Annotated in this window: 19 protein-coding genes; 9 read left to right on the top strand and 10 right to left on the bottom strand. The window is 37.7% G+C overall.

Annotated features, from left to right (window positions below):
- Positions 1 to 365 precede the first annotated feature (365 nt).
- The 6 genes from V7K76_RS17815 to V7K76_RS17790 form a co-directional block, all read right to left on the bottom strand.
- Positions 366 to 1,190, bottom strand: coding sequence for a glycosyltransferase family 2 protein (locus V7K76_RS17815; RefSeq protein WP_334779614.1), 825 nt, complete (start codon positions 1,188 to 1,190; stop codon positions 366 to 368).
- A 45-nt stretch (positions 1,191 to 1,235) separates the two neighbouring features.
- Positions 1,236 to 2,540 (bottom strand): NAD(P)/FAD-dependent oxidoreductase, encoded by a 1,305-nt coding sequence (locus V7K76_RS17810; RefSeq protein ID WP_334779613.1) that lies wholly within the window; start codon positions 2,538 to 2,540, stop codon positions 1,236 to 1,238.
- Positions 2,541 to 2,631: 91 nt separating this feature from the next.
- Positions 2,632 to 2,988 (bottom strand): EamA family transporter, encoded by a 357-nt coding sequence (locus V7K76_RS17805; protein ID WP_334779612.1) that lies wholly within the window; start codon positions 2,986 to 2,988, stop codon positions 2,632 to 2,634.
- A 34-nt stretch (positions 2,989 to 3,022) separates the two neighbouring features.
- On the bottom strand, positions 3,023 to 3,397 hold the full coding sequence (locus V7K76_RS17800) for an EamA family transporter (protein WP_334952309.1): 375 nt from the start codon (positions 3,395 to 3,397) through the stop codon (positions 3,023 to 3,025).
- A gap of 234 nt (positions 3,398 to 3,631) precedes the next feature.
- Positions 3,632 to 4,033 carry a hypothetical protein gene (locus tag V7K76_RS17795; protein WP_334779610.1) on the bottom strand — a complete coding sequence of 134 codons (402 nt, stop codon included), beginning with the start codon at positions 4,031 to 4,033 and terminating at the stop codon, positions 3,632 to 3,634.
- Between the two features lie 1,245 nt (positions 4,034 to 5,278).
- Complete coding sequence (locus V7K76_RS17790; protein ID WP_334779609.1) at positions 5,279 to 5,497, bottom strand: hypothetical protein; 219 nt, start codon at positions 5,495 to 5,497, stop codon at positions 5,279 to 5,281.
- Between the two features lie 608 nt (positions 5,498 to 6,105).
- Here V7K76_RS17790 and V7K76_RS17785 point away from each other — a divergent pair.
- Positions 6,106 to 8,265, top strand: a complete 2,160-nt coding sequence (locus V7K76_RS17785; RefSeq protein ID WP_334779608.1) for a Tex family protein — start codon at positions 6,106 to 6,108, stop codon at positions 8,263 to 8,265.
- Positions 8,266 to 8,278: 13 nt separating this feature from the next.
- Complete coding sequence (locus V7K76_RS17780) at positions 8,279 to 8,620, top strand: 2Fe-2S iron-sulfur cluster-binding protein (RefSeq protein ID WP_334779607.1); 342 nt, start codon at positions 8,279 to 8,281, stop codon at positions 8,618 to 8,620.
- Positions 8,621 to 8,668: 48 nt separating this feature from the next.
- On the opposite strand, the gene V7K76_RS17775 is transcribed toward V7K76_RS17780, so the two are convergent.
- Positions 8,669 to 9,658 carry a hypothetical protein gene (locus V7K76_RS17775; RefSeq protein ID WP_334779606.1) on the bottom strand — a complete coding sequence of 330 codons (990 nt, stop codon included), beginning with the start codon at positions 9,656 to 9,658 and terminating at the stop codon, positions 8,669 to 8,671.
- A 238-nt stretch (positions 9,659 to 9,896) separates the two neighbouring features.
- On the opposite strand from V7K76_RS17775, the gene V7K76_RS17770 reads away from it, so the two are divergent.
- Positions 9,897 to 10,295: a phage holin family protein gene (locus tag V7K76_RS17770; RefSeq protein ID WP_334779604.1), complete on the top strand. Its 399-nt coding sequence runs from the start codon at positions 9,897 to 9,899 to the stop codon at positions 10,293 to 10,295.
- A 126-nt stretch (positions 10,296 to 10,421) separates the two neighbouring features.
- Complete coding sequence (locus V7K76_RS17765) at positions 10,422 to 10,613, top strand: YqaE/Pmp3 family membrane protein (RefSeq protein WP_334779603.1); 192 nt, start codon at positions 10,422 to 10,424, stop codon at positions 10,611 to 10,613.
- A 165-nt stretch (positions 10,614 to 10,778) separates the two neighbouring features.
- Here the strand turns inward: V7K76_RS17765 and V7K76_RS17760 are convergent, their stop codons facing one another.
- The gene (locus tag V7K76_RS17760) at positions 10,779 to 11,579 is read right to left on the bottom strand and encodes a histidine kinase (protein ID WP_334779602.1); all 801 of its coding nucleotides are present in this window, start codon (positions 11,577 to 11,579) and stop codon (positions 10,779 to 10,781) included.
- A 191-nt stretch (positions 11,580 to 11,770) separates the two neighbouring features.
- Here V7K76_RS17760 and V7K76_RS17755 point away from each other — a divergent pair, with 191 nt between their 5' ends.
- The 3 genes from V7K76_RS17755 (at position 11,771) to V7K76_RS17745 (ending at position 13,713) form a co-directional block, all read left to right on the top strand.
- Entirely contained in the window at positions 11,771 to 11,995 is a 225-nt protein-coding gene (locus tag V7K76_RS17755; RefSeq protein WP_179067872.1) for a hypothetical protein, read from the top strand.
- 55 nt (positions 11,996 to 12,050) lie between these two features.
- Positions 12,051 to 12,386, top strand: coding sequence for a cytochrome c6 PetJ (gene petJ, locus V7K76_RS17750; RefSeq protein ID WP_334710848.1), 336 nt, complete (start codon positions 12,051 to 12,053; stop codon positions 12,384 to 12,386).
- A 307-nt stretch (positions 12,387 to 12,693) separates the two neighbouring features.
- On the top strand, positions 12,694 to 13,713 hold the full coding sequence (locus tag V7K76_RS17745) for an aldo/keto reductase (RefSeq protein ID WP_334779601.1): 1,020 nt from the start codon (positions 12,694 to 12,696) through the stop codon (positions 13,711 to 13,713).
- 139 nt (positions 13,714 to 13,852) lie between these two features.
- Here the strand turns inward: V7K76_RS17745 and V7K76_RS17740 are convergent, their stop codons facing one another.
- Together V7K76_RS17740 and V7K76_RS17735 are read right to left on the bottom strand one after the other, a co-directional pair.
- On the bottom strand, positions 13,853 to 14,917 hold the full coding sequence (locus V7K76_RS17740; protein WP_334779600.1) for a tetratricopeptide repeat protein: 1,065 nt from the start codon (positions 14,915 to 14,917) through the stop codon (positions 13,853 to 13,855).
- Between the two features lie 64 nt (positions 14,918 to 14,981).
- Positions 14,982 to 15,713, bottom strand: coding sequence for a 16S rRNA (uracil(1498)-N(3))-methyltransferase (locus V7K76_RS17735; protein ID WP_334779599.1), 732 nt, complete (start codon positions 15,711 to 15,713; stop codon positions 14,982 to 14,984).
- 198 nt (positions 15,714 to 15,911) lie between these two features.
- Here V7K76_RS17735 and V7K76_RS17730 point away from each other — a divergent pair, with 198 nt between their 5' ends.
- Positions 15,912 to 17,504 (top strand): AAA-like domain-containing protein, encoded by a 1,593-nt coding sequence (locus tag V7K76_RS17730; protein WP_334779598.1) that lies wholly within the window; start codon positions 15,912 to 15,914, stop codon positions 17,502 to 17,504.
- Between the two features lie 27 nt (positions 17,505 to 17,531).
- Positions 17,532 to 20,261, top strand: coding sequence for an ABC transporter substrate-binding protein (locus V7K76_RS17725; protein ID WP_334779597.1), 2,730 nt, complete (start codon positions 17,532 to 17,534; stop codon positions 20,259 to 20,261).
- Positions 20,262 to 20,265 lie beyond the last annotated feature (4 nt).

Genomic DNA, 20,265 nt, shown 5'->3' with positions numbered 1-20,265 from the left:
TATAAACAAAACCCGCCTTTGCGGGCTTTATTTTGAAAATTCACACCCTTGAGGGTGTCGTCGGAAAATGAGATGCACCTATATATATGTATTTAAGTGGCACTCTTCTTAACGAAGAGAGTTATGAGTTAGGAGTGGAACGTGAGAAATTCCACATACAGAAACTTTTTGAAAACTAACTCATCTTAAATATGTAATCTTGTTTACTGCAAACGCTTAATTTAACGAATTCGGTGGGTTGAAGTCCCCCGGTTCAATAAATAAGTCAGTTTTGTGGTGGGGTCTAAATCCCCATTACAAAACTGTACTTCCGACTTCCGACTTCCGACTTCCGACTTCTTTAATCTAGACTATCCTGCTCAGATTTATTTGCGATTTGCCATTTTCAGGGGAATTCTTGCTCTTTCTTGCTCATTGAAAGTCTGAGCTAAATTAGAAGTTGGTGCTGTAGATACTAGATTCTTAAACAATAGCTTTAGGGTTCGAGTAATAGTTTTAAGAATTTTCATTTTGCTAGCACTAGGCTTTTGATCGTATCTCAAAACCATTGGAATTTCTACGATTTTTGGTTTGAGGACTTTGGCTTTCAGCAGTAAATCTATCATGCAGGCAAATCCACTTTCAGTGAATAGATTGTCTCCATAATACATATCCAGTTTAGTGAGGAAAGTACGGTTATATAGCCTATAACCACAAGTATAGTCTCTTACACCTCGTACACGGGCGGCAATTCTAAAAAGCCAGCTGGCTCCATAACTCATAAACTCTCTGAATTTTGATAAGCCTATGACTTTAGAACCTTTTCGATATCTGGATGCGATCGCAATATCATAACTCCCAGCTATCATAGTGTCATACATCTTTATTAATAGTTCTGGTGGCTGAGTGTTGTCGCAATCCATCGCCGCTAAAAAATCGCCTTCTTGAGATATTTCTAAGAAAGTCGTGAAACCTGTTTTAATTGCTTGACCTAAACCAGCATTTTTGGGATGTTGAACTAATTCCAGTAATATACCTAGTGATTGAGATTCTTCTAAAGCAGTTTCAGCAGTTGCATCACTACTACCATCATCAACCAGAATCAGTTTTATCTCCATCTTAGAGATTTGCTGCAATGTCTGAAACTTTTTGAACAAGGGGCGAATTGATTCTTGCTCGTTGTATGCAGGTAAAAGAACAAAAAGACTCATAAATAACTCCTGTGATTTTTAAAATAAAATACCAGTACTCAAATTTCAAGAATTCAGTAATGTTGATTTTTTGAGAAATTCATCGACCTGTCGCACAACTGCGTTGTTATTAACGCTATCATTGACCAACTGTGAGGTATTGACGACGAAAAAATCATCATTTTCTGTACTCACTTTTGGAACAAGACTTGAATAATTTAAAACTTGTAGTGGCTGCACTTTAATAGCTCGATTGATGTGGGCTGCTACAATGTCATCTTCTTTCAGTTCTGGGAACATCAAACGTATTCCCTGGAAAAATACTTGGCGTAATTCCTCATCTGGTTGTTTTAACAAGGCGTCAGTGGAAAGTATATATTTCGGTAGGAATGTCATGTGATATCCTGCTGTCTCTTGTAAAGAAACTAAGTTGCTCATACCGATAACTCCGGTAAAGGGAATACTTCTATCGGCTATATTTACTACGTAATAAGGAATTAGAGCCTTGCGAGTAATAAGTACCATACAAATTACACCCAGGTATTCTACTGTTTCACTACTGTCTGAAACTTTCACCAGTTCATTAGCAGTAACCTGTTGCAAAATGTTAACTGGGCCAGTAAAAATGACTTTATCAAAATGTTCTTTTTTCCCCTGATATTCTACCCACATTCCACCCCCTGCATGAGGTGAGATATGTTCTACCGAAACACCTGTGTGGATATGACCTCCAGCCGCGTAAATTAATTTTTCTATATGATCAAAAACAGTTTTGTAACCGCCTGAGACATAACCAAGTTGTTCTTTATTTAATGAAGAATCACGCGCTGAAAATAGCCGTTTGATATAAGCCCAGATAAAAACTGCTGATATTCGCTTATAATTCTCTCCTAATTTAGATAAAAGCAAGGGTTTCCAGAGCTTCTCGTATGTGCTTCTTCCACCGAGTTTTAATAACCAATCTTCAACTAAAATCTTCTCTAAGCGCCGCCAGTTATTCAGGCGTGAACCATACAGAAGAGTAAAAGCTAACCTAATTTTACCGATAAGTCCAAAGAGAGGAAAGCGCAGAAATTCTATAGCATTACTAATAGAATAAAACTTTTTATTGTCATAGAACCCTGTTAAACTTCGATGCCAACGCAGTTTATCTCCAAGACCAATATCTCTAATAAAATTTATTAAGTAAGTATCAGAAGGGAGGATAACGTGATAAAAGCGATCCCAGGTAAACAACCCATAATCATGATAAGTAGTAAGTCCACCAAGCTGCTTGTTGCTATCAAATACAGTGACTCTATGTCCTTGATGTGAAAGACGTTGAGCTAATACCAACCCAGTTATACCCCCGCCAACAATGCCTATATTCATAAATTTAGATTTTTGTAGGGATGTTTTTGAGATTTATCATTAGAGGATTTTATTTTAATATTAATAACCTGGGCTATTACCTATACAGCTATTAGCTTACAACAAGAACTACACCAGTGATGATAATGGAAATTCCTATCCACTGCTTCAATACAACCTGCTCTTTGAGAAAATAGTGAGAAGCAATTGGGATCAGTGCATACATTAATCCGAGAACTGGAAATGCTTGACTCAAAGGAATTGTCCGCAATACATAAAGCCACAAAAGAGTCATAAATGTATAGCAGATAAACCAAATCAAAAAATAACGAGAAAGTAACAAATTTAGGATAGATGGGCTTTCTCCATTAGTAGGACTAGAAATGTAAAGTCCGTATTTTAGAGACAGGTTAGCTATTGTTCCAAATAAAACTACAAACATTAAAAGTAGCCAAGTAGTGAAGTTCATTTGTCAATACTTTGTTGTGGAATTTACTATAAAGTTATATAGACTTTTTCGGTGGAATAGCCACTAAAAGTACACCCATAAAAATAGTTATGACTCCTGCTATTCGAGTCAATGTAATCACCTCATTAAAAAAGTAGTAGGAGCCAAAAAGTATACCGACATAATTTAAACTAGTTAATGGATAAGCAATACTCAATTTTACAGAGCGCAAAGCCAATATCCAATTTGCTATTCCCAAACAATAAACACTAACAGCTAGTGCTAATTTTTGAAGAAATTCCCATGTCAATAGTCCCTCATTTGCATGACTCATGGTGTATTTCATTAGCAATTGTCCAGAAATACTAAACAAAATACTAATAAACAGGATGATATAGGGAATTATTTTAAAGTTTGAAGCTTGGGACATAGATTTCATCGCACATTTGCCTCTATTCAGATATTAGGTATGAACCGGACAGTAAACAGCCCGTTGTTTTGAACGTTTCGGATCTCGGTTACACCTTCTCTGCAATTCGACCTCCACTTCAGTAAATAGACAACAAAGTTAGTAAGGCTGACTCATAATCAAAATAATCGTTGAAGCTTATTTTCTAGAGTTAGTAACTAAATAAGATGCAATGCAATTTCTCAGATGGTTAGTTTATAATTGCAGCGTTCGATATGATTCGGAGTAGAGCGCACTAAATTGGTTTGCCGAGTTATACTCCCAGGTAAACCATTTTTTTTGCTTGGCAATTTGCACAATCAATTTCGTTTTTGCCCAACTGTGAATTGTAGAAGTTTTTAGTATCAGCCAGTTACCCTTCAACACTACTTTGAGCGCGATCGCAATATCTAGGCTATAAAGGATACAGATGTAATAAAGGTTGAAAGCTTTGCCACAAATTATTTCTGGACAAAGTTTAGCAGTACGCTTAGGTGCAGCCTGTAGTATACATCGTTTATCCTGAACTTGGACTCTAACCACATCTGCGACAGATGCAGCTAAACGAATAAAAATGGATTGCCAGAATTTTTGATTAATCCATTCATTAACTTTCATCTGTTGTATCCTGCTGTAGAAATCTTGTTGAAGACACTACTGAACTTCTCAAGCTATCAACTTATACATTAAAACTTAGCTGGATTGATAAATATTCTCTATTTGCTCCAGGGAAGTTTACTAATTTACTTATATACCGCAGAAATTATCCAGGTTCGCAAACATATCTCTAAACCTTGGCTGTTAACTAAACCGAATAATAAAAATTTGTACTCTAACTCAGTGTCTGTACTCATTCTATATTGGAAACGTGAAAAAATTTGTAACAGAAGTCTATTTAGCTGCGTAAATCTTCGATACGTTAACTACCCTACATAAACGCGCTTTACAGATTCTAGAGATTTTTACTGAATGTCCAAATATAGTTAGTTTTTGAGAACACTGAGAGCTAATGCGGCGTAAACTCGGAGTTGACATTTATTGCATTAGATTTGAAATATTTTAGACTATTTAGTATTAGGTTTGCTTGATTCTTCTTCGTAATTCTAACTAGGCTTTTTTCTCCCAATTTATTGCTACATGTAATCACCTACTAGAATACCACGATAAAAGCGTGTTGCAAATTTATCGCCATACTTCATCAAAAATTCATTAACCGAAAATATACTTAAACAAAAACTTCATAAAATCGCAACTTTCCTTTATGTGAATTTTTATTTTGAGGATTTGTACATTTATGAAGTACTTTCTGGGTAATAAATTTGCAGAAGTAGGGGCTTAGTACAGCTTTGCATAAGTTCGTAACTTTTTTAAACGCAGAGGAACACAGAGGTAAACGCAAAGGTACGCAGAGTTTTGCCAAAGTTAATTCGCTATGAATTAATGAAATATCGTACTTAGTATCAAATTTGATAAAAAGCTGAATTGAAGTTTGAACAACAATACAAGTATTGTTATTACTTGGTATAAAAATTATGCTAATATACACTGAAAATTATAGATGGTAACTGGGAGTCTGAATCGGTTTCTATTTATCCATACAAATCTCCAAATTCAGATATCTCAGACAGAAGGCTGACAGTTAATTCAGATTCCAAGTCAGCCTAAAGCCCCATTGATGATTTGAACATCAATCTTTATTTTATACTGCAATTTATTGTAAGTATATTTTTTTAAAAGTTGGCGTGGTCTTATTGGTAAACAAGTTCATAAATACCTAACCATCGCCTTTATCGGCTAAATGAGAAGATAAAAGTTAGTCATGGTTAGGATACTGGGATTATTCAGTTTTTCTAGGTTGTTTTTCTATTGTTTAGACTCATTTTTTTGCAAAAGCCTGTTGCTAATTATGAAGACAACGAGCAACAATCCAAACTGAATCTGCCAAGGTGCTAATACCAAACTTAAAATCAAGCTAATAGCTGCAAATACACCTGCAAGATATGCAATTTCATCATTACTCTTTTTAAACAAGTAGCCAGTAGCTAAAGCCGTACACAGTGGTATCAAGAAAAACAAAGGCATTCTACTAACCTCTGGACTAAAAGTTGTTGTGTTTAAAAAACGAAATTAGTTTTTGGAATTCTGGTTAATTCTACATCCAATCAGGTTTTAGCCACAACAACCGATCGAAATAAATATTATAGAAAATCAAAATTATGTAATGTTATATATTACACCAATGTAAATAATTCTGGCGACAGATGAAGCATCCAAAAGCTTGCTTTCAAAGTAGGTTACAAGATGCTACGCGTAGCTTGTTTTTGTGTATAGAATCCTTACTGTGACACTCCTTCTACTGCTTTCTAACTCAGCATATAGCAATCCTACTAGATTACTGAAGATACTTGTATAGGTAGGGAAGAGGGAAAGAAGGGAATAGATGTGTACTGAGGTTTTTCAAAAATCAAACCGGATTCCTGTAGCTGCGCTATGCTATACAAACTCTCCTTCATCTACGCGGATTGAAAGGGTTTAAAATTTGCGTGGGTGGGTTTTGTCTATTTCGCCAATTAGACTCTTGTGAGAAATCATCAGGTAAATTGGCTTAAAAGTTTGGCCTTGCGCCAGAATCAGAATCTAGCGTATTACCTTTAGAAGTAGCATTTTCATTTTTTCATTTTAGACACCTAATGCTGAATATTCCTCAACTACTGGCAACTGAAATAAACCTCAAATCCCATCAGGTGCAAAACGCGCTGGAACTTTTGGCGGAGGGTGCAACAATTCCCTTTATTGCACGTTACCGTAAAGAGCGCACTGATGAGATGAATGAAGTGCAACTACGTGAACTGTCCGATCGCTATACTTACTTAACAGAACTGGAAGAACGAAAATCGGTAATTTTAAGTGCGATCGCTCAACAAGGTAAACTTACGGATGAACTCAAAGCCAAAATCTTACCCTGTTTACAAAAAACCGAACTTGAGGATTTATACTTACCCTATCGACCAAAACGACGCACCCGCGCCACTATCGCTAGAGAAAAAGGACTCGAACCACTGGCTGAGTTCATCAAATCTTTAAATATCAAAAATGCTGCAACAGCTTCTTTGGAGGAAGCTGCGGCTAAGTATATTTCGGAAACCAAGGGAGTCAAAACAGCTGAAGAAGCACTCAAAGGTGCTGCTGACATTTTAGCGGAAGAAGTCGCCGAAAAAGCTGAGTTACGCGCATATATCCGCGATTATCTTTTAGAAGAAGGCGTATTTGTCTCCCGTATCAAAGATGATTATCCTGAAGGTACAACCAAATTTGAGATGTACCGTAACTATCAAATTAAGGTAAAAAATATTGCCCCCCACAATATGCTGGCGTTGTGTCGGGGTGAAACGGAAAAAATATTAAGCTTTGAAATTGCTTTTGATGAAGATACGCTACTTTACTATCTTGAGTCAAAAGAAATTAAAACCAAAGTTCGGACAATTCGGGATTTTTATCAGGCGATGCTGAAAGATGCATTTAACCGTTTGATGAAAATCTCTCTTATGGGAGAGGTCATTTCTGAGAAGAAAGTTTATGCAGACATAGAATCAATCAAGACATTTGAAACTAATCTGCGAGAGTTGCTGCTGTCTGCACCAGCAGGGATGAAACCAACACTGGCAATAGACCCTGGATTTAGAACTGGATGTAAGGTTGCTGTCCTCGACCAAACTGGAAAATTTTTGGAATATCAAGCGGTATTTCCCCACCAAGCGGCTGAACAGCGACTCAAAGCTGCACAAACTGTCAAAAATCTTATTCAAAAGTACAAAATTGAGTTAATCGCCATTGGTAACGGTACAGCGTCCCGCGAGACAGAGGAATTTGTCACGCAAGTTTTAGAAACCATAGAACACAAACCAGTTAAGGTAATGGTAAATGAATCTGGCGCATCTATATATTCTGCGAGTACTGTAGCTTTAGAAGAGTTTCCCGATTTAGATATTACTGTGCGTGGTGCTATTAGCATCGGTCGCCGTTTACAAGACCCTTTGGCGGAACTAGTGAAAATTGATCCCAAATCTATTGGTGTGGGACAATATCAGCACGATGTCGATCAGAAGTTGTTGAAAAAGAAATTAGATGACACCGTAGAAAGCTGCGTGAACTATGTCGGCGTAGACTTAAACACCGCCTCCAAAGAACTGCTAACTTCCGTCTCTGGGATTACGGCAACAGTAGCCAATAATATTGTCGCCTATCGTAATCAGAATGGAGCCTTTAAAAATCGCCGACAATTGTTGAAAGTTCCGAAATTGGGGCCAAAAGCCTTTGAACAAGCAGCCGGTTTTCTGCGGATTCGCGGTGGTGATAACCCATTAGATAATACAGCAGTGCATCCAGAGAGTTATTCTGTAGTAGAAGCGATCGCATCTGATCTAAATGTGCCATTAAATCAGGTGACACAAATTGCCGAAAAACTCAAAAAGACCAACCTGAAAAAATACGTTACTGATACCGTTGGCGAACCCACACTACGCGACATTCTCAGCGAACTAGAAAAACCAGGTAGAGATCCTCGTGCTGAGTTTAAGTATGCCACCTTCAGAGAAGGAATTAAGGAAATCAGGGATTTAAAGGTGGGAATGGAATTAGAGGGAATCGTGACGAACGTCGCCAACTTCGGTGCTTTTGTCGATATCGGCGTACATCAAGATGGCTTGGTGCATATATCCCAACTTGCTGATAGATTTGTAGACGATCCCAACAAAATTGTCAAAGTGGGACAAGTTGTTAAAGTGCAGGTGTTAGAAATCAACGAGAAACTTAAGCGGATTAGTTTGTCGATGAAAGCAGTTAAACAATAATTAGAAACAGCAGATGGCAGTTTATCAAGTTCGATTCATCAATCCTACACTTGGATTAGATCGCACCATTCTAGTACCAGATGATCAGTATATTCTCGATATGGCGGAAGATGCTGGTATCCGCCTACCATCTGGGTGCAAACAAGGTGAATGCTCTGCGTGTATTGCTAAACTTATTAGTGGTGAAGTTAACCAAAGTGAGCAAAAATTTCTGCGTCCAAGTGAAATACAGGCTGGTTATGTTGTTACTTGTGTAACTTACCCTTTGTCTGATTGCACTTTAGAAACCCATCAAGAACAAGTCTTATATAAATCTGCCCTTTACTATAAGCCTGAGTCGGGAAAATCTGATTAATTTTTGTCTTGTCAATCCTTTGTCGTCAATAAATTCTACAACACTCCCCTATTGGCAGTTAACCCCCGTTAATTCCGGAAAAAACTCCTTTGCGGCACAAGACACTAACATCGGATCTTCAATCGGGGGATTCGTTTTTGCAACAATGTGAGCGGCGGTAACTTTTTTGAGAGTCCATTGAAAATCTTCTTTCTTCTTATTAGCAATACTTTTTACTTGAGTGTAGAAATATTCGCCACGAGCCAAACGATTAGTACCTTGTTGTGCATCGCACTTATAGGTATCATGGTCATCCGATAAAGGTTTGTTATCTTTAGTGCCTAAAATGATTGTCATTGGTGTACTGAAAGTCGTTTTCAAGTCCACAGATGGCAGTTGCTCTCCGGTTTCTTTATGGAAACCACAGGGATAATCCCTATGCTGATCAGGTATTATATACGAACCAGCCTCGGCAGCGATCGCCTTTTTAATATGTGCATGGGGCATAAAGATGACCATTCGATGTACGAACTGTGCGCCAGCAGAGTGACCATAGAGATAGTAATTGGTTGCGTTGACTTTGGTGCTTCTTTTCACGAAGTCAAAAATATTTTCAATTTCAGTAAATGCCCATTGGTTTCGAGGATTTAGAATCTTCAAATCTTCTGTAAACATGTTACCAAGATTATACCCTGTAGCTAATGGATAGCGCTTTTGCTTAAACTGGGGAGCAAGCAGGATAAAATTTGGATTGTTGCTGCCCTTGTGGTTGTAGATATTTCTCCAGTCATTTCTATAATCTTCAGCATTCCGTTGTTCGCCATGCATGGCGAATACCACTTTCGTATTTGCCTGCAATTGATTAGGTAGGTAGTAGTAAACAGGGATAGAGAAATTACCAGCTTCAACCTTGTAAAGGAAACAACCCTCTCCTTTTTTCAAAATCCTTAAATTACAACTATTATCTGAAAGTGTTGAGATTGACCCAGATGCCTTGACAAGATGAGCGAAATCAAAGCAGAGGAAAGCAGTTGTAATAAAAGCAAGCAACCGTTTCATGAACCAAAACCTCTGAGATGGTAAACACAAAACCTGGATGTGTGTACACCGTAGCCTTTCCTTGTAGGGAAGGACTGTTCTTGTTAGGTCTGTATTAGACTCAACAGAGAAGCGCTTTATCAATGATAGACCTAATGGTAGAAGTAAATTCTATCTTGCAAGAGAGGTGAAAACCTAGCAGATAGTTAAAGATGATATAAGAAGTTGCAAAAAAATCTCTAGTTATTAGGTAGAAACGATGTTGACTCCATTTTTAACCGCCCTAGCTACAGCCTTGAGTCTGTTGATTGTTGATTTAGTTGTTCCAGGCGTTGACATTGCTAATTTTCCCGCAGCATTGATTGCCGCTTTAGTAATTGGTCTAATTAACGGTTCAGTTAAACCAGTCCTATCTGCTCTTTCTCTACCACTTAATTTTCTATCATTTGGAGCATTTTCGCTCATCGTCAACGGTTTATGTTTCTGGTTAGCAGCAGTATTAGTTCCTGGGTTCGCCGTTCGCGGAATCATTGGTTTCCTTCTCGGACCAGTAATTTTAACCTTTGCTAACACCTTCATTAACAACTACTTTGTTGAAAGAAATCTTTTAACTAGCGGTGGTAGTGTAAAGAATCAAACTGAGTTACCTTCTAGATAAGTTAGAAGAGGTAGAAACGCTAGTTAGCTCACGTTTCTTTAACTACATAAAATCTCCGAATCTGGATTTCCCAATTCGGCATCCTCAAATGAATGTAACTAAACAAAATCACAAAGTTGTAAAATCATGAAATTAGTTCGTTTTCTTCTAGGTCTGTTAGTTCCTCCTTTAGGTGTTTTCTTGACAGTTGGAGTTGGGCCAACTTTGATTATTAACATTTTGCTCACAGTTCTAGGTTGGCTTCCTGGTAGTATTCATGCAATTTGGGTTATAGCCAAGCATGACGAACAAGTTAACCAAGAAGGACGTAGTTACTAATACGCGATCAGAATTTTCTTAATGGGTAATTGTTAAACCATAATTCCCCCTTTTCTACCCAGATTCCCGACTTCTTCAAGAAGTCGGGAATCTTTTTATTATTCAACAAAATAGAGTGAGAAATTTTCCACCCTATTTTTTAATTCAATTAAACATCAAAGCAGTCTATTTATGAATAGTCTCCCGTTCTTTATCAGCAGGTTCCTTATCTTTGAATAAGTCAGCTGCGGTTAAGAGTAACTCTCGCAACGTTTGTTTGATTTGGCGCTCTTTTCTGGCTAGAGATGTGCCAGCTTCACCCAGTTTATCTTCTAGCTGCGATCGCTTCTGTTCTACCTGTACGGCTACAGACTCTGCTTGGGGGCGAGCTTTATCATACCAGTGTTTAGCCTCGTCTAGATAATCTTGAACTTCCAGATTACGTCCGCCATAGCGTGCAGCTAAGTTGGCTCGGACAATGGCTAGCTGCGATTGCAGTTGCGCGTAACGTTTCTTTAACAATGCAACCTCTTCACTATCTTTAATAGCATTGACAGCAGAATCAATGGCAGTTTTGGTACTATCAGATTTCTCCTTACCCGTCTCTTCAATCTCTGCCAAAATTACATCAACTTCTTGCTGGAGTTGTTCTTCTTCACCATCTAGTTGAGCCTGTAGTCGCTTGATATCTGTTTGAGTTTTAGCAATAGCTTCGTGTCTTTGACTATTAATTCCTTCCAGCGCTCCTTCAATGGAAGCTGTCACTTCATCTTTGAGTTCGCCACCTTTTTCTTGGAAGTTTTCAATGACAGCAGAAACAGCATCTCTGACAATGCTACGAACTTCACTAGAACCTTGTTTAAACTCAGAAGCTACTTGAGAAACTGCGGATTTGACAATTTCTCGAATTCGCTCAGTTCTTAATTGTCCAGTTTCTTTCGCTTGTTGCAAGTCGGCTTGAATTTGTTGTTTGATATTGTTAGGCATTTTCAACTCGGAGAATTTAACTAATTGGGATAAAAGTTTCTAGACATGTTCCTACACCCACATTATGGCGTAGTCTGATAGAGCTAGGCACTTCCTTTAGATAGAAAATCCCAGTCTCCAAGAGGTGACGTGTAGCATGTTGCCCATTTGTGAGATGATGAATATTTAGTGGTAGTAATTAGTGGTGAAATATGTGGCGAGTAAATATTACTTGTTCGGGTGATGCCTGGAAACTCTATGGTGTTGATTTTAAAGCGATCGCAGCGAAATATCAAGGTGAATTGATTGGTTCCAAAAAAATGCCAGATGGGACGCGCATCATGTCTTATAAAATTGAAGATGTTAGTGATGCAGAGTCCTTTCAAGAAGATTGTGCAAATTTTGCTGGATTTACAACTGACTTTGAATCTCTCTAGTATTGCTTATGATATTTATACCTAGAATTAGTATGTCCAAATCTGGAGAAGTTAATTGAAAAAACTACTTAAATTAGTATTAGTAACCTTTTTGTTATTAATCAGTACTTTTACTTTGCCTGCTAATGCCGCAGACACAGTTAATGGTGAACAAATCTTTAGTGTTCATTGTGCTGGTTGTCATATCAACGGTAGCAACATAGTTAGGCGTGGTAAAAATCTCAAAAAGCAAGCCCTGAAAAAATATGGTATGGATTCAATAGAGGCAGTTACATCTATAGTTACCAATGGTAAAAATAATATGTCAGCCTACAAAGAGCGTCTCACTGAACAGCAAATTCAAGATGTTGCTGCTTACGTTCTCGAACAGGCTGAAAAAGGCTGGCGTTAGAAAGTTAGGAGTTAGGAGTTTAAAGTTAGGAGTTATAGGAGTTAGGAGTTCAAAGTTAGGAGTTAAGAGTTAAGATTTAAGAGTTATTGATTATCGCTGTTATAAATATACATCTCCGAAAAAGAATTGTTTTGACGTAGCGCTGCTACGTCTCTACAAGGGTTCTGGGTAACGTATCTTTAATTTCTGGAGATGTCTAATGGTTCTTAAGAAGGCATAAAAGCTAAGAATGTTGTAATAAGATGCTTACGAACTCACAAATTGTTCATTCTTCTCACTCCCAACTTCTCACTCCTAAAACTTAAAAATGAATTTACCCACAGCTAGCCGTCTCCAATTCACTCCCGATTTAAATATCTGCCGCATTTTAAATGGTATGTGGCAAGTATCTGGCGCACACGGAAAGATTAATTCCCAAGCTGCCATTGAGACTATGTTTCAATATTTAGATGCAGGCTTTACTACTTGGGATTTAGCAGATCATTATGGCCCTGCAGAAGATTTTATTGGTGAGTTTCGCTGTCAACTAATTGATACTCGTGGAAAAGATGCTTTATCTCAGATACAAGCCTTTACAAAATGGGTACCTCGTCCAGGCAAAATGACGAAAAAACTCGTCGAAGAAAATATTGATATTTCCCTGAGAAGGATGAATGTACAATCGTTAGATTTGTTGCAGTTTCACTGGTGGGAATATCAGGATAAAAATTATCTGGATGCCCTCAAATATATGGCTGAACTTCAGACTGAGGGTAAAATTAAGTATCTAGGTTTAACTAATTTTGACACAGAAAACTTAAAGATTATTACCGAAGCAGGTATCAAAATCGTTTCTAATCAAGTGCAATTTTCCCTTATTGACCGCCGCCCTGAAGTTAATATGGTGGAGTTTTGTCAACAGCATGACATAAAGCTTTTTACTTACGGGACACTATGCGGCGGTTTGTTATCAGAAAACTATTTGGGGAAACCAGAACCGCGAGGATTTGATCTCTCTACTGCTAGTTTGAAAAAATATAAAAATATGATCGATGCTTGGGGTGGTTGGCGCTTATTTCAAGAGTTGCTGGCTATCTTAAAGGAAATTGCTAATAAGCATAGGGTAAGCATTTCTAATGTGGCAGCACGTTACATTTTAGATCAGCCAACTGTGGCAGGTGTGATAGTTGGTGCCAGACTTGGTGTATCTGAACATATAGAAGATAACGCCAAAGTATTTAGTTTTAGTTTAGATGCAGACGATCGCGATCGCATCAGTGCAGTATCTCGCCAATCACGCGATTTGTACCAACTCATCGGCGATTGCGGCGATGAATATCGGCGATAATTTCAGTAGTTGGGTGATAATACGTTAAGCTTCCCCGCGTCTGATGGCTTGACTTCTCCATCATCTTTGAGTAATTCTTCCAGATAATCTTTGGCAAATTTGTCATGTATAAAACGCGTCATTTCGATTGATCTACAAATTATTTAACAAACACCAGTCCACTATATAAATGAAAAGCTGAATCCCAATTACTCTGCTCCCGGCGAAATAGATTAATGTGAGACTTGATATGACTCAGCATTTCTGTTTGATCTAATGTTGTATCTGCAAAAGATGTGAAATCTGACCAGATTTTGACTTGAGGTAGTTGCTGGTTAATCCAACTAGATAAATTATTCCAATTAATTCTGATTGTATTTTGGCTAGCTTGGGGAATGATTTCTAAACCTTGCTGGAATTCATAGCCGTTATCATAAAATCGGAGAATGCAACGTCTACCAGGTATGTGTAAATCACAAAACTGAGCATAATCTTGTGTTTGAGTTTTCCATTCGAGTTTATGGTATGGATCAACATCTACAACTTGTTCAAAAATAGGCAACAGTCCTACTACTCTGGCTGTGACTTCTGACCAGTTAAAGGTGAGAGAACCGAGTTGATTTGTGTCATTACGGCAAACAATAGTAGCTTGTGGGCTAGATTCTTGGAAATGTTTGACTTGATAAACTTGAATTTGCTGAATTTGAGCTATTGTTGCCCAAAAGCAAGGAATGCCAGCTTGCTGTAACTGTTTTCCATAAAATTTTAGTTCTCCCACTTGACCAGTGCGGTACAACCTCCAGCCCCGACTTGGCAGTAATAGCCTTGCAGTGTAGGGGTCTAGCTGCATAATCTGGGCGAATTTTCGAGAGGCTTCTGTTTTCAGTTCGTTACTAAGTGGCTCTAAGACTAGTACGCCAAGTTCGGTGTTATTCGGTTCAGATTTTGCTTGAGAAATGGCTCTTTGTCTTTCTTCTAGTTCCATTTCTTGTAGTCGTTGTAAACCTTGACGTGCTAGCGCCACTATTTTGGTATTTGTCGTATCTCGCAGCAGTTGCCGATAAATTTTTTCCGCATTCTGACGCTTTCCAGATACTTCATGCAGCCGACCAAGATAAAATTGTACCCAAGGATTGTCTGGTGATTCTTTTTGCAGCTGTTTGAGTAATTTAGCTGCTGTTTGATAGTCTTTATGCTCAAAGGCGATCGCAACTTGCTCAATCATCACTTTAAATACACGCGAGAGTGATGTCTCACCCAAAATTACTTTTGCGTGAGCTATAAATCATTTATACTTCACAAGCTGCGGAAATCAAGGATAATGCTACTACTGGGGCTGTAACTGCTCTCAGGATGCGACGACCAAGGGAAACAGGTTGAAATCCAGCTGACTTTGCATTCTCAATTTCTTGTATTGTCCATCCCCCTTCTGGCCCAGTCGCAATAACAATTGTTTCTTGTCCTTTGTCATTGGTCATTTGTCCTTTGTGCTGTAAGCAATGTTTTAAATGGGGAAACTCACCACGAGCCTCACAAATGTAACGGTGACTTGTCTGATTGGCGGTGATAGCAGTATTAAAAGGAACAGGCTCTAAAATTGTCGGCACGAATGAGCGTTCTGATTGCTCGGCAGCTTCCGCAGCGATGCGCCGCCAGCGTTCGAGCTTTTGAGGACTAGGATGAAGTAAAGTGCGATCGCTCAATATTGGTGCAATACAAGTTACTCCTAACTCTGTACAACACCGCACCACTTCATCAAATCCATTGCCTTTGGGCAACGCCACCATCAGCGTAATTGCTATAGGTAATTCTGTTTCTACTAAAAGCGGTTCTAAAACCTGTGCTTGTTCCCCTATAAGCTGCGCTAACCACCATTTTCCTTTACCATCCATTGCAATAAAGCGATCGCCTTCACCCAAGCGCAACACCCGCCCTAAATAATGCTGTTGTTCTTTGGTGAGCAGAATTTGCCCTTGCTGGAGTTGGGAGGGTGCGATCGCAATTCTTTGCAGTTGAGACATGATATTTTCTGCATGGTGAGGATAGGAATTATTTTCCGTCTAGACTGGATTTTGATCGAAATGAAATATTATTGTATTTCTTGATAAAACATTAAAATCAAGTAGAATCACTTCAGTAGTTTCTCGTAAGTATGCTAAACCGGAACTGTGAGTGAAAAACAATGCAGGCAATTGATTAAACTTTAGGAACGGTTTTGGATGACTTACGCCAGCGATCGCCAGATGAGAATTTTGTTTTTAACGGCTGAACCTACTGATACGTCTAGACTGCGTTTACAGCAAGAGTTGCGAGAAATCCAGCAAAGACTACAACTAGCCAACCAACGAGAAAGATTTCAGCTAGAGTACGGATTATCTGCACGTCCTGGAGATGTCAGCCAAAAAATATTGGATTTTCAGCCTGATATTGTGCATTTTTCGGGACATGGTACAAGTACGGGTGAGCTTTGTTTTGAGAATACATTTGGTCAAGTGCAACCAGTCAAGCCCCAAGCTTTAGCTGCATTGTTTGAATTAGTAGCTAATCAAGTCCAGTGTGTGCTTCTCAATGCTTGTCATTCAGTGATTCAGGCGGAGGCTATTGTCCAGCATATCCCTTTTGTCATCGGGATGAATACTGCTATTGGGGATAGAGCAGCGATCGCATTTTCTGTGGGTTTTTACAAAGCACTAGGCGCAAATCGTTCACCTCAAGAAGCTTTTCAATTTGGGTGTGTAGAGATTCAACTAGAAGGTATTTCTGAAGAACTAACTCCAGTTCTTCGCAAAAAGATAGTCAGGCAATCCTCTAGTAATTTTTATATAGAACGCCCTGCTATTGAACAGCAATGTTATCAAGAAATTAGACAACCAGGCGCTCTCATCCGAATTAAAGCACCAGATAAAATGGGAAAAACATATTTGGTGAATAGGATTCTCACCTATGCGACAGCAAATAATTATCAAACCGTAACGTTGAATTGCAGCAGGTTAATAAATCCCCAAACTAAAACCGACATAGAGAGATTTTTACGCTCATTCTGCGCTGCTGTTAGCCAAGAGCTAGGTTTAACTAATCAGGTAAATGAGCGTTGGAACAATCAATGGACTCCTATGGATAACACGATCGGTTACTTTCAGGAATACTTGTTACCAAAAACTGCTAATTATTTGGTATTAGCCTTGAATGATATTGATTTAATTTTTGAACAAAATGAAATCTCTCAAGAATTCTGTAGTCTACTCCGAAGTTTTTATGATATGGCAAGGTGCGGCGATGTAAAGAGTGAAATCTGGGAAAGACTCCGTTTGATAATTGCTCATTCTACAGAAGTTTATGCCTCGCTAGATATCAATAAATCACCTCTTGCTAATCTACATTTAGTAATTGATTTACCAGACTTTGAGCAGGAGCAGGTACAGCGTTTAGTCGAGCTATATGGACTAAAGTGGAACATTGAACAAGTGCAGCGCCTAATGGATATGGTAGGAGGACATCCAAATCTGTTAAGAACTGGTATTGACCATATTAGATCGCATCAAAACTCCCTTGAGCAATTTTTAGAAGAAGCTCCAACCCTAGCAGGAGCATACAAAAATCATCTACTAGAACTATTGGAAAAGGTTGAAAATAATCCAGAGTTGAAAACAGCATTCATTCAAGTCATATCGGCAGATGAAAACAATCCAGTTCAGCTACGTCCGAGAATTGCCATCTCTTTGTACCGTTTGGGATTAGTCAAGTTCCAGGGTAATTGTGTTCAGCCACGTTGTAAACTGTATCGGTTGTATTTCCAAGCTTTTCTTGAATAGTTACTAGCAAAATAAGTGAAATAAACAATGAATCAAGGACAAAAATATTATCATGTAGGTGGGGATTTAAATCTTGACGATCCTAGTTATATAGAGCGACAAGCTGACATAAACCTTTATGATAAACTGGAAGCAGGTAATTTTTGCTATGTATTTAACTCTCGACAGATGGGTAAATCTAGCTTGCGGGTAAGAGTGAAGAAAAACTTAGAAACAGCAGGCTTTAAATGTGTAGTAATCAGCCTAGATAGGCTTGGGACTAAAGGGTTTACTGAGGAACAATGGTATAATAGTTTAATCAAAAATATTGCAGATAAATTTCATTTACAAACAGAGTCGTTATCAGATTTAACTCCATTAGATCGATTAAGTTCTTTTTTCGAGAATAAGTTATTAGCAGAAAATGAGCAAAAAATTGTTATTTTTATAGATGAGATTGACACTGTTCTCAGTTTGGATTTCCCCACTGATGATTTTTTTGCTTTTATTAGATTTTGTTATAATGAACGCGCTAATAACCCAATTTATGAACGAGTTACCTTTGTATTACTAGGAGTAGCTACACCTTCTCAATTAATCCAAGATACGCGACGCACACCCTTTAATATTGGCGAAGCAATCCAATTAAATGGGTTTTCATTACAGGAAGCTCGACCTTTAACTAGAGGATTAGAAGGTAAAATTAATGATCCTATAGTTGCTGAATTTATTCTTAGAGAAATACTAAAATGGACTGGCGGACAACCATTTCTCACGCAAAAAATATTCAAAATAATTGCAGATGATGAAAATATAATTCCTAGTGATGAAAATTTAATCTCTAAGTGGATAGAGAAATTAGTAAAATCACGAATAATTGAAAATTGGGAATATCAGGATGAACCACAACATTTAAGAACTATTCATAACAGAATTATTAATAGTAAAGAACCTCTTGTTAAATTGCTTAAATTCTATCTTAAAATTTTGCAAGATAAAGAATTACCAGTAAATGACAGTTTAGAACAAAATGAACTAATTCTGTCTGGTTTGATAGAAGAAAGGAATGGTAAATTAAAAGTTTATAACCTCATTTATGAATCAGTATTTAATTATAATTGGGTTGCTGAAATGTTAGTAGAGATGCGACCCTATGAAGAACAATTACTGAGATGGTTATCATCTAACCGTCAAGATAAATCATCGCTATTGCAAGGTGAACAATTACAAAAAGCAATTGCATGGCGTGATGGTAAAGTTCTGAATATTGAAGATTACCAGTTTATTAATGCTAGCGAAGAGTTAGAAATAGCTAATTTAGAAATGAAAATCCAAAAAAAAGAACGTTTTCAGCGCTTGCTTGCAGCAATAACTATCAATATGATGATTATTGCTGGAGTCAGTGTATTTCAATTACAAAAAACAATTCAATCAGAGTGGTTGCGTGTACCTTACGTTTTAAATCCAGAACTCTTTAGCCAAGGAGAAAAGTCTTTCTTTTTAGGTGATGAAATTTCTTATCAAAATAAGGGAGTTGAAGCTTTCAATAAAGGTGATTATTCAAAAGCAATAGAGTTTTTTAAAACATCTAAAGAGATAGACAAAAGTGATCCTGAAGTAGCAATTTATTACAATAATTCCTTAGCCCACGAACAGGCAAAAAAGATGAATCTCAAGCCTATAACTGTGGCTGTAGTTGTACCTATGTATGTGAGTAGATCATCTGCTATTGCAATATTGAGAGGAGTCGCTCTAGCCCAAAATGAGTTTAATGAGTCGAACGAAAAAGTTGGTTTTAAAAGTAGACTTTTGAATGTCAGGATAGCCGATGATAGTAATAATCCAGATCAAGCTCGAAAAGTTGCTAAAGAGTTAACTAAAGACTCAGATGTATTAGCAGTGATTGGTCACAATGCTAGCCAAGCTAGTAAATCTGCACTTGAGGAATATCAACATAGTAATTTGGCAATGATAGCCTCTACTAGCGCCAGTACAGAATTAAAAGGTAAAGGTTTTTTCAGGACAATCCGTTCTAATGAAGTTACTGCTAAATCCTTAGCCGATTATGCTATCAAGCATAATATAAAAAAAGTTGTTATTTACTATAATAGAGATGCTTACGGTAAAGACATCGAAGAAAAGTTTGAAGCTTCCTTTAAGGAACAACGTGGAAAAGTATCATCTAAAGATTTGGAAATGATCCCACAACAAAACTTCAAGGAAGAATTTCTTGTCACTTCTATTATAAATCATCCAGATGCGGTTGTTTTTTTCCCAAATACAGAGTCAGTTTCTACTGTAATTAAAATTGTTAGTTATAAAAAATTCGTCTCTCCAGAATTAAGAAATTTACCATTGTTGGGAGGAGGAACTCTGTATAATTCAGAAATTTTAAAACAAGCTAAAGAAGGTTTTGAAGGTTTAATATTGACAGTTCCCTGGTTTCCTGAAGAGAAAAACTCAGAAGAATTTGCAAAGCGAGCTTGCGAGAGATGGGAAGATAAAATTGACTGGGGAACAGCTTCTAGTTATGATGCTACTCAGGCTTTTATCGCAGCAATCTCACAGTCCAAAAATCCCTCTAGAAAAGATGTAATTGAAAAGTTAAAATCTATTAAGCTACCACCTGACAAAACTTCAGGTGATGCACTCCAATTCATTAACAGTGAACGGAAAGATGCTAAACCAGTTTTAGTCCGAGTAGTTGGAGGTAGTAGAAAAAAGTGTGGAAGTATAGAAGAGGGTGGATTTCGTTTTGAGAAAGTGCCGGAAAACTAAATCC

Source organism: Nostoc sp. (assembly GCF_036917975.1).
Classification (GTDB): Bacteria; Cyanobacteriota; Cyanobacteriia; order Cyanobacteriales; family Nostocaceae; genus Nostoc.
The sequence above is the reverse complement of the archived record's forward strand: the minus strand, read 5'-3'. Positions and strand labels throughout refer to the sequence as shown.

Coding starts and splice junctions, on each gene's coding strand:
- V7K76_RS17815 (WP_334779614.1), bottom strand. CDS start 1,190: ATGAGTCTTTTTGTTCTTTTACCTGCATACAACGAGCAAGAATCAATT.
- V7K76_RS17810 (WP_334779613.1), bottom strand. CDS start 2,540: ATGAATATAGGCATTGTTGGCGGGGGTATAACTGGGTTGGTATTAGCT.
- V7K76_RS17805 (WP_334779612.1), bottom strand. CDS start 2,988: ATGAACTTCACTACTTGGCTACTTTTAATGTTTGTAGTTTTATTTGGA.
- V7K76_RS17800 (WP_334952309.1), bottom strand. CDS start 3,397: ATGTCCCAAGCTTCAAACTTTAAAATAATTCCCTATATCATCCTGTTT.
- V7K76_RS17795 (WP_334779610.1), bottom strand. CDS start 4,033: ATGAAAGTTAATGAATGGATTAATCAAAAATTCTGGCAATCCATTTTT.
- V7K76_RS17790 (WP_334779609.1), bottom strand. CDS start 5,497: ATGCCTTTGTTTTTCTTGATACCACTGTGTACGGCTTTAGCTACTGGC.
- V7K76_RS17785 (WP_334779608.1), top strand. CDS start 6,106: ATGCTGAATATTCCTCAACTACTGGCAACTGAAATAAACCTCAAATCC.
- V7K76_RS17780 (WP_334779607.1), top strand. CDS start 8,279: ATGGCAGTTTATCAAGTTCGATTCATCAATCCTACACTTGGATTAGAT.
- V7K76_RS17775 (WP_334779606.1), bottom strand. CDS start 9,658: ATGAAACGGTTGCTTGCTTTTATTACAACTGCTTTCCTCTGCTTTGAT.
- V7K76_RS17770 (WP_334779604.1), top strand. CDS start 9,897: ATGTTGACTCCATTTTTAACCGCCCTAGCTACAGCCTTGAGTCTGTTG.
- V7K76_RS17765 (WP_334779603.1), top strand. CDS start 10,422: ATGAAATTAGTTCGTTTTCTTCTAGGTCTGTTAGTTCCTCCTTTAGGT.
- V7K76_RS17760 (WP_334779602.1), bottom strand. CDS start 11,579: ATGCCTAACAATATCAAACAACAAATTCAAGCCGACTTGCAACAAGCG.
- V7K76_RS17755 (WP_179067872.1), top strand. CDS start 11,771: ATGTGGCGAGTAAATATTACTTGTTCGGGTGATGCCTGGAAACTCTAT.
- V7K76_RS17745 (WP_334779601.1), top strand. CDS start 12,694: ATGAATTTACCCACAGCTAGCCGTCTCCAATTCACTCCCGATTTAAAT.
- V7K76_RS17740 (WP_334779600.1), bottom strand. CDS start 14,917: ATGATTGAGCAAGTTGCGATCGCCTTTGAGCATAAAGACTATCAAACA.
- V7K76_RS17735 (WP_334779599.1), bottom strand. CDS start 15,713: ATGTCTCAACTGCAAAGAATTGCGATCGCACCCTCCCAACTCCAGCAA.
- V7K76_RS17730 (WP_334779598.1), top strand. CDS start 15,912: ATGACTTACGCCAGCGATCGCCAGATGAGAATTTTGTTTTTAACGGCT.
- V7K76_RS17725 (WP_334779597.1), top strand. CDS start 17,532: ATGAATCAAGGACAAAAATATTATCATGTAGGTGGGGATTTAAATCTT.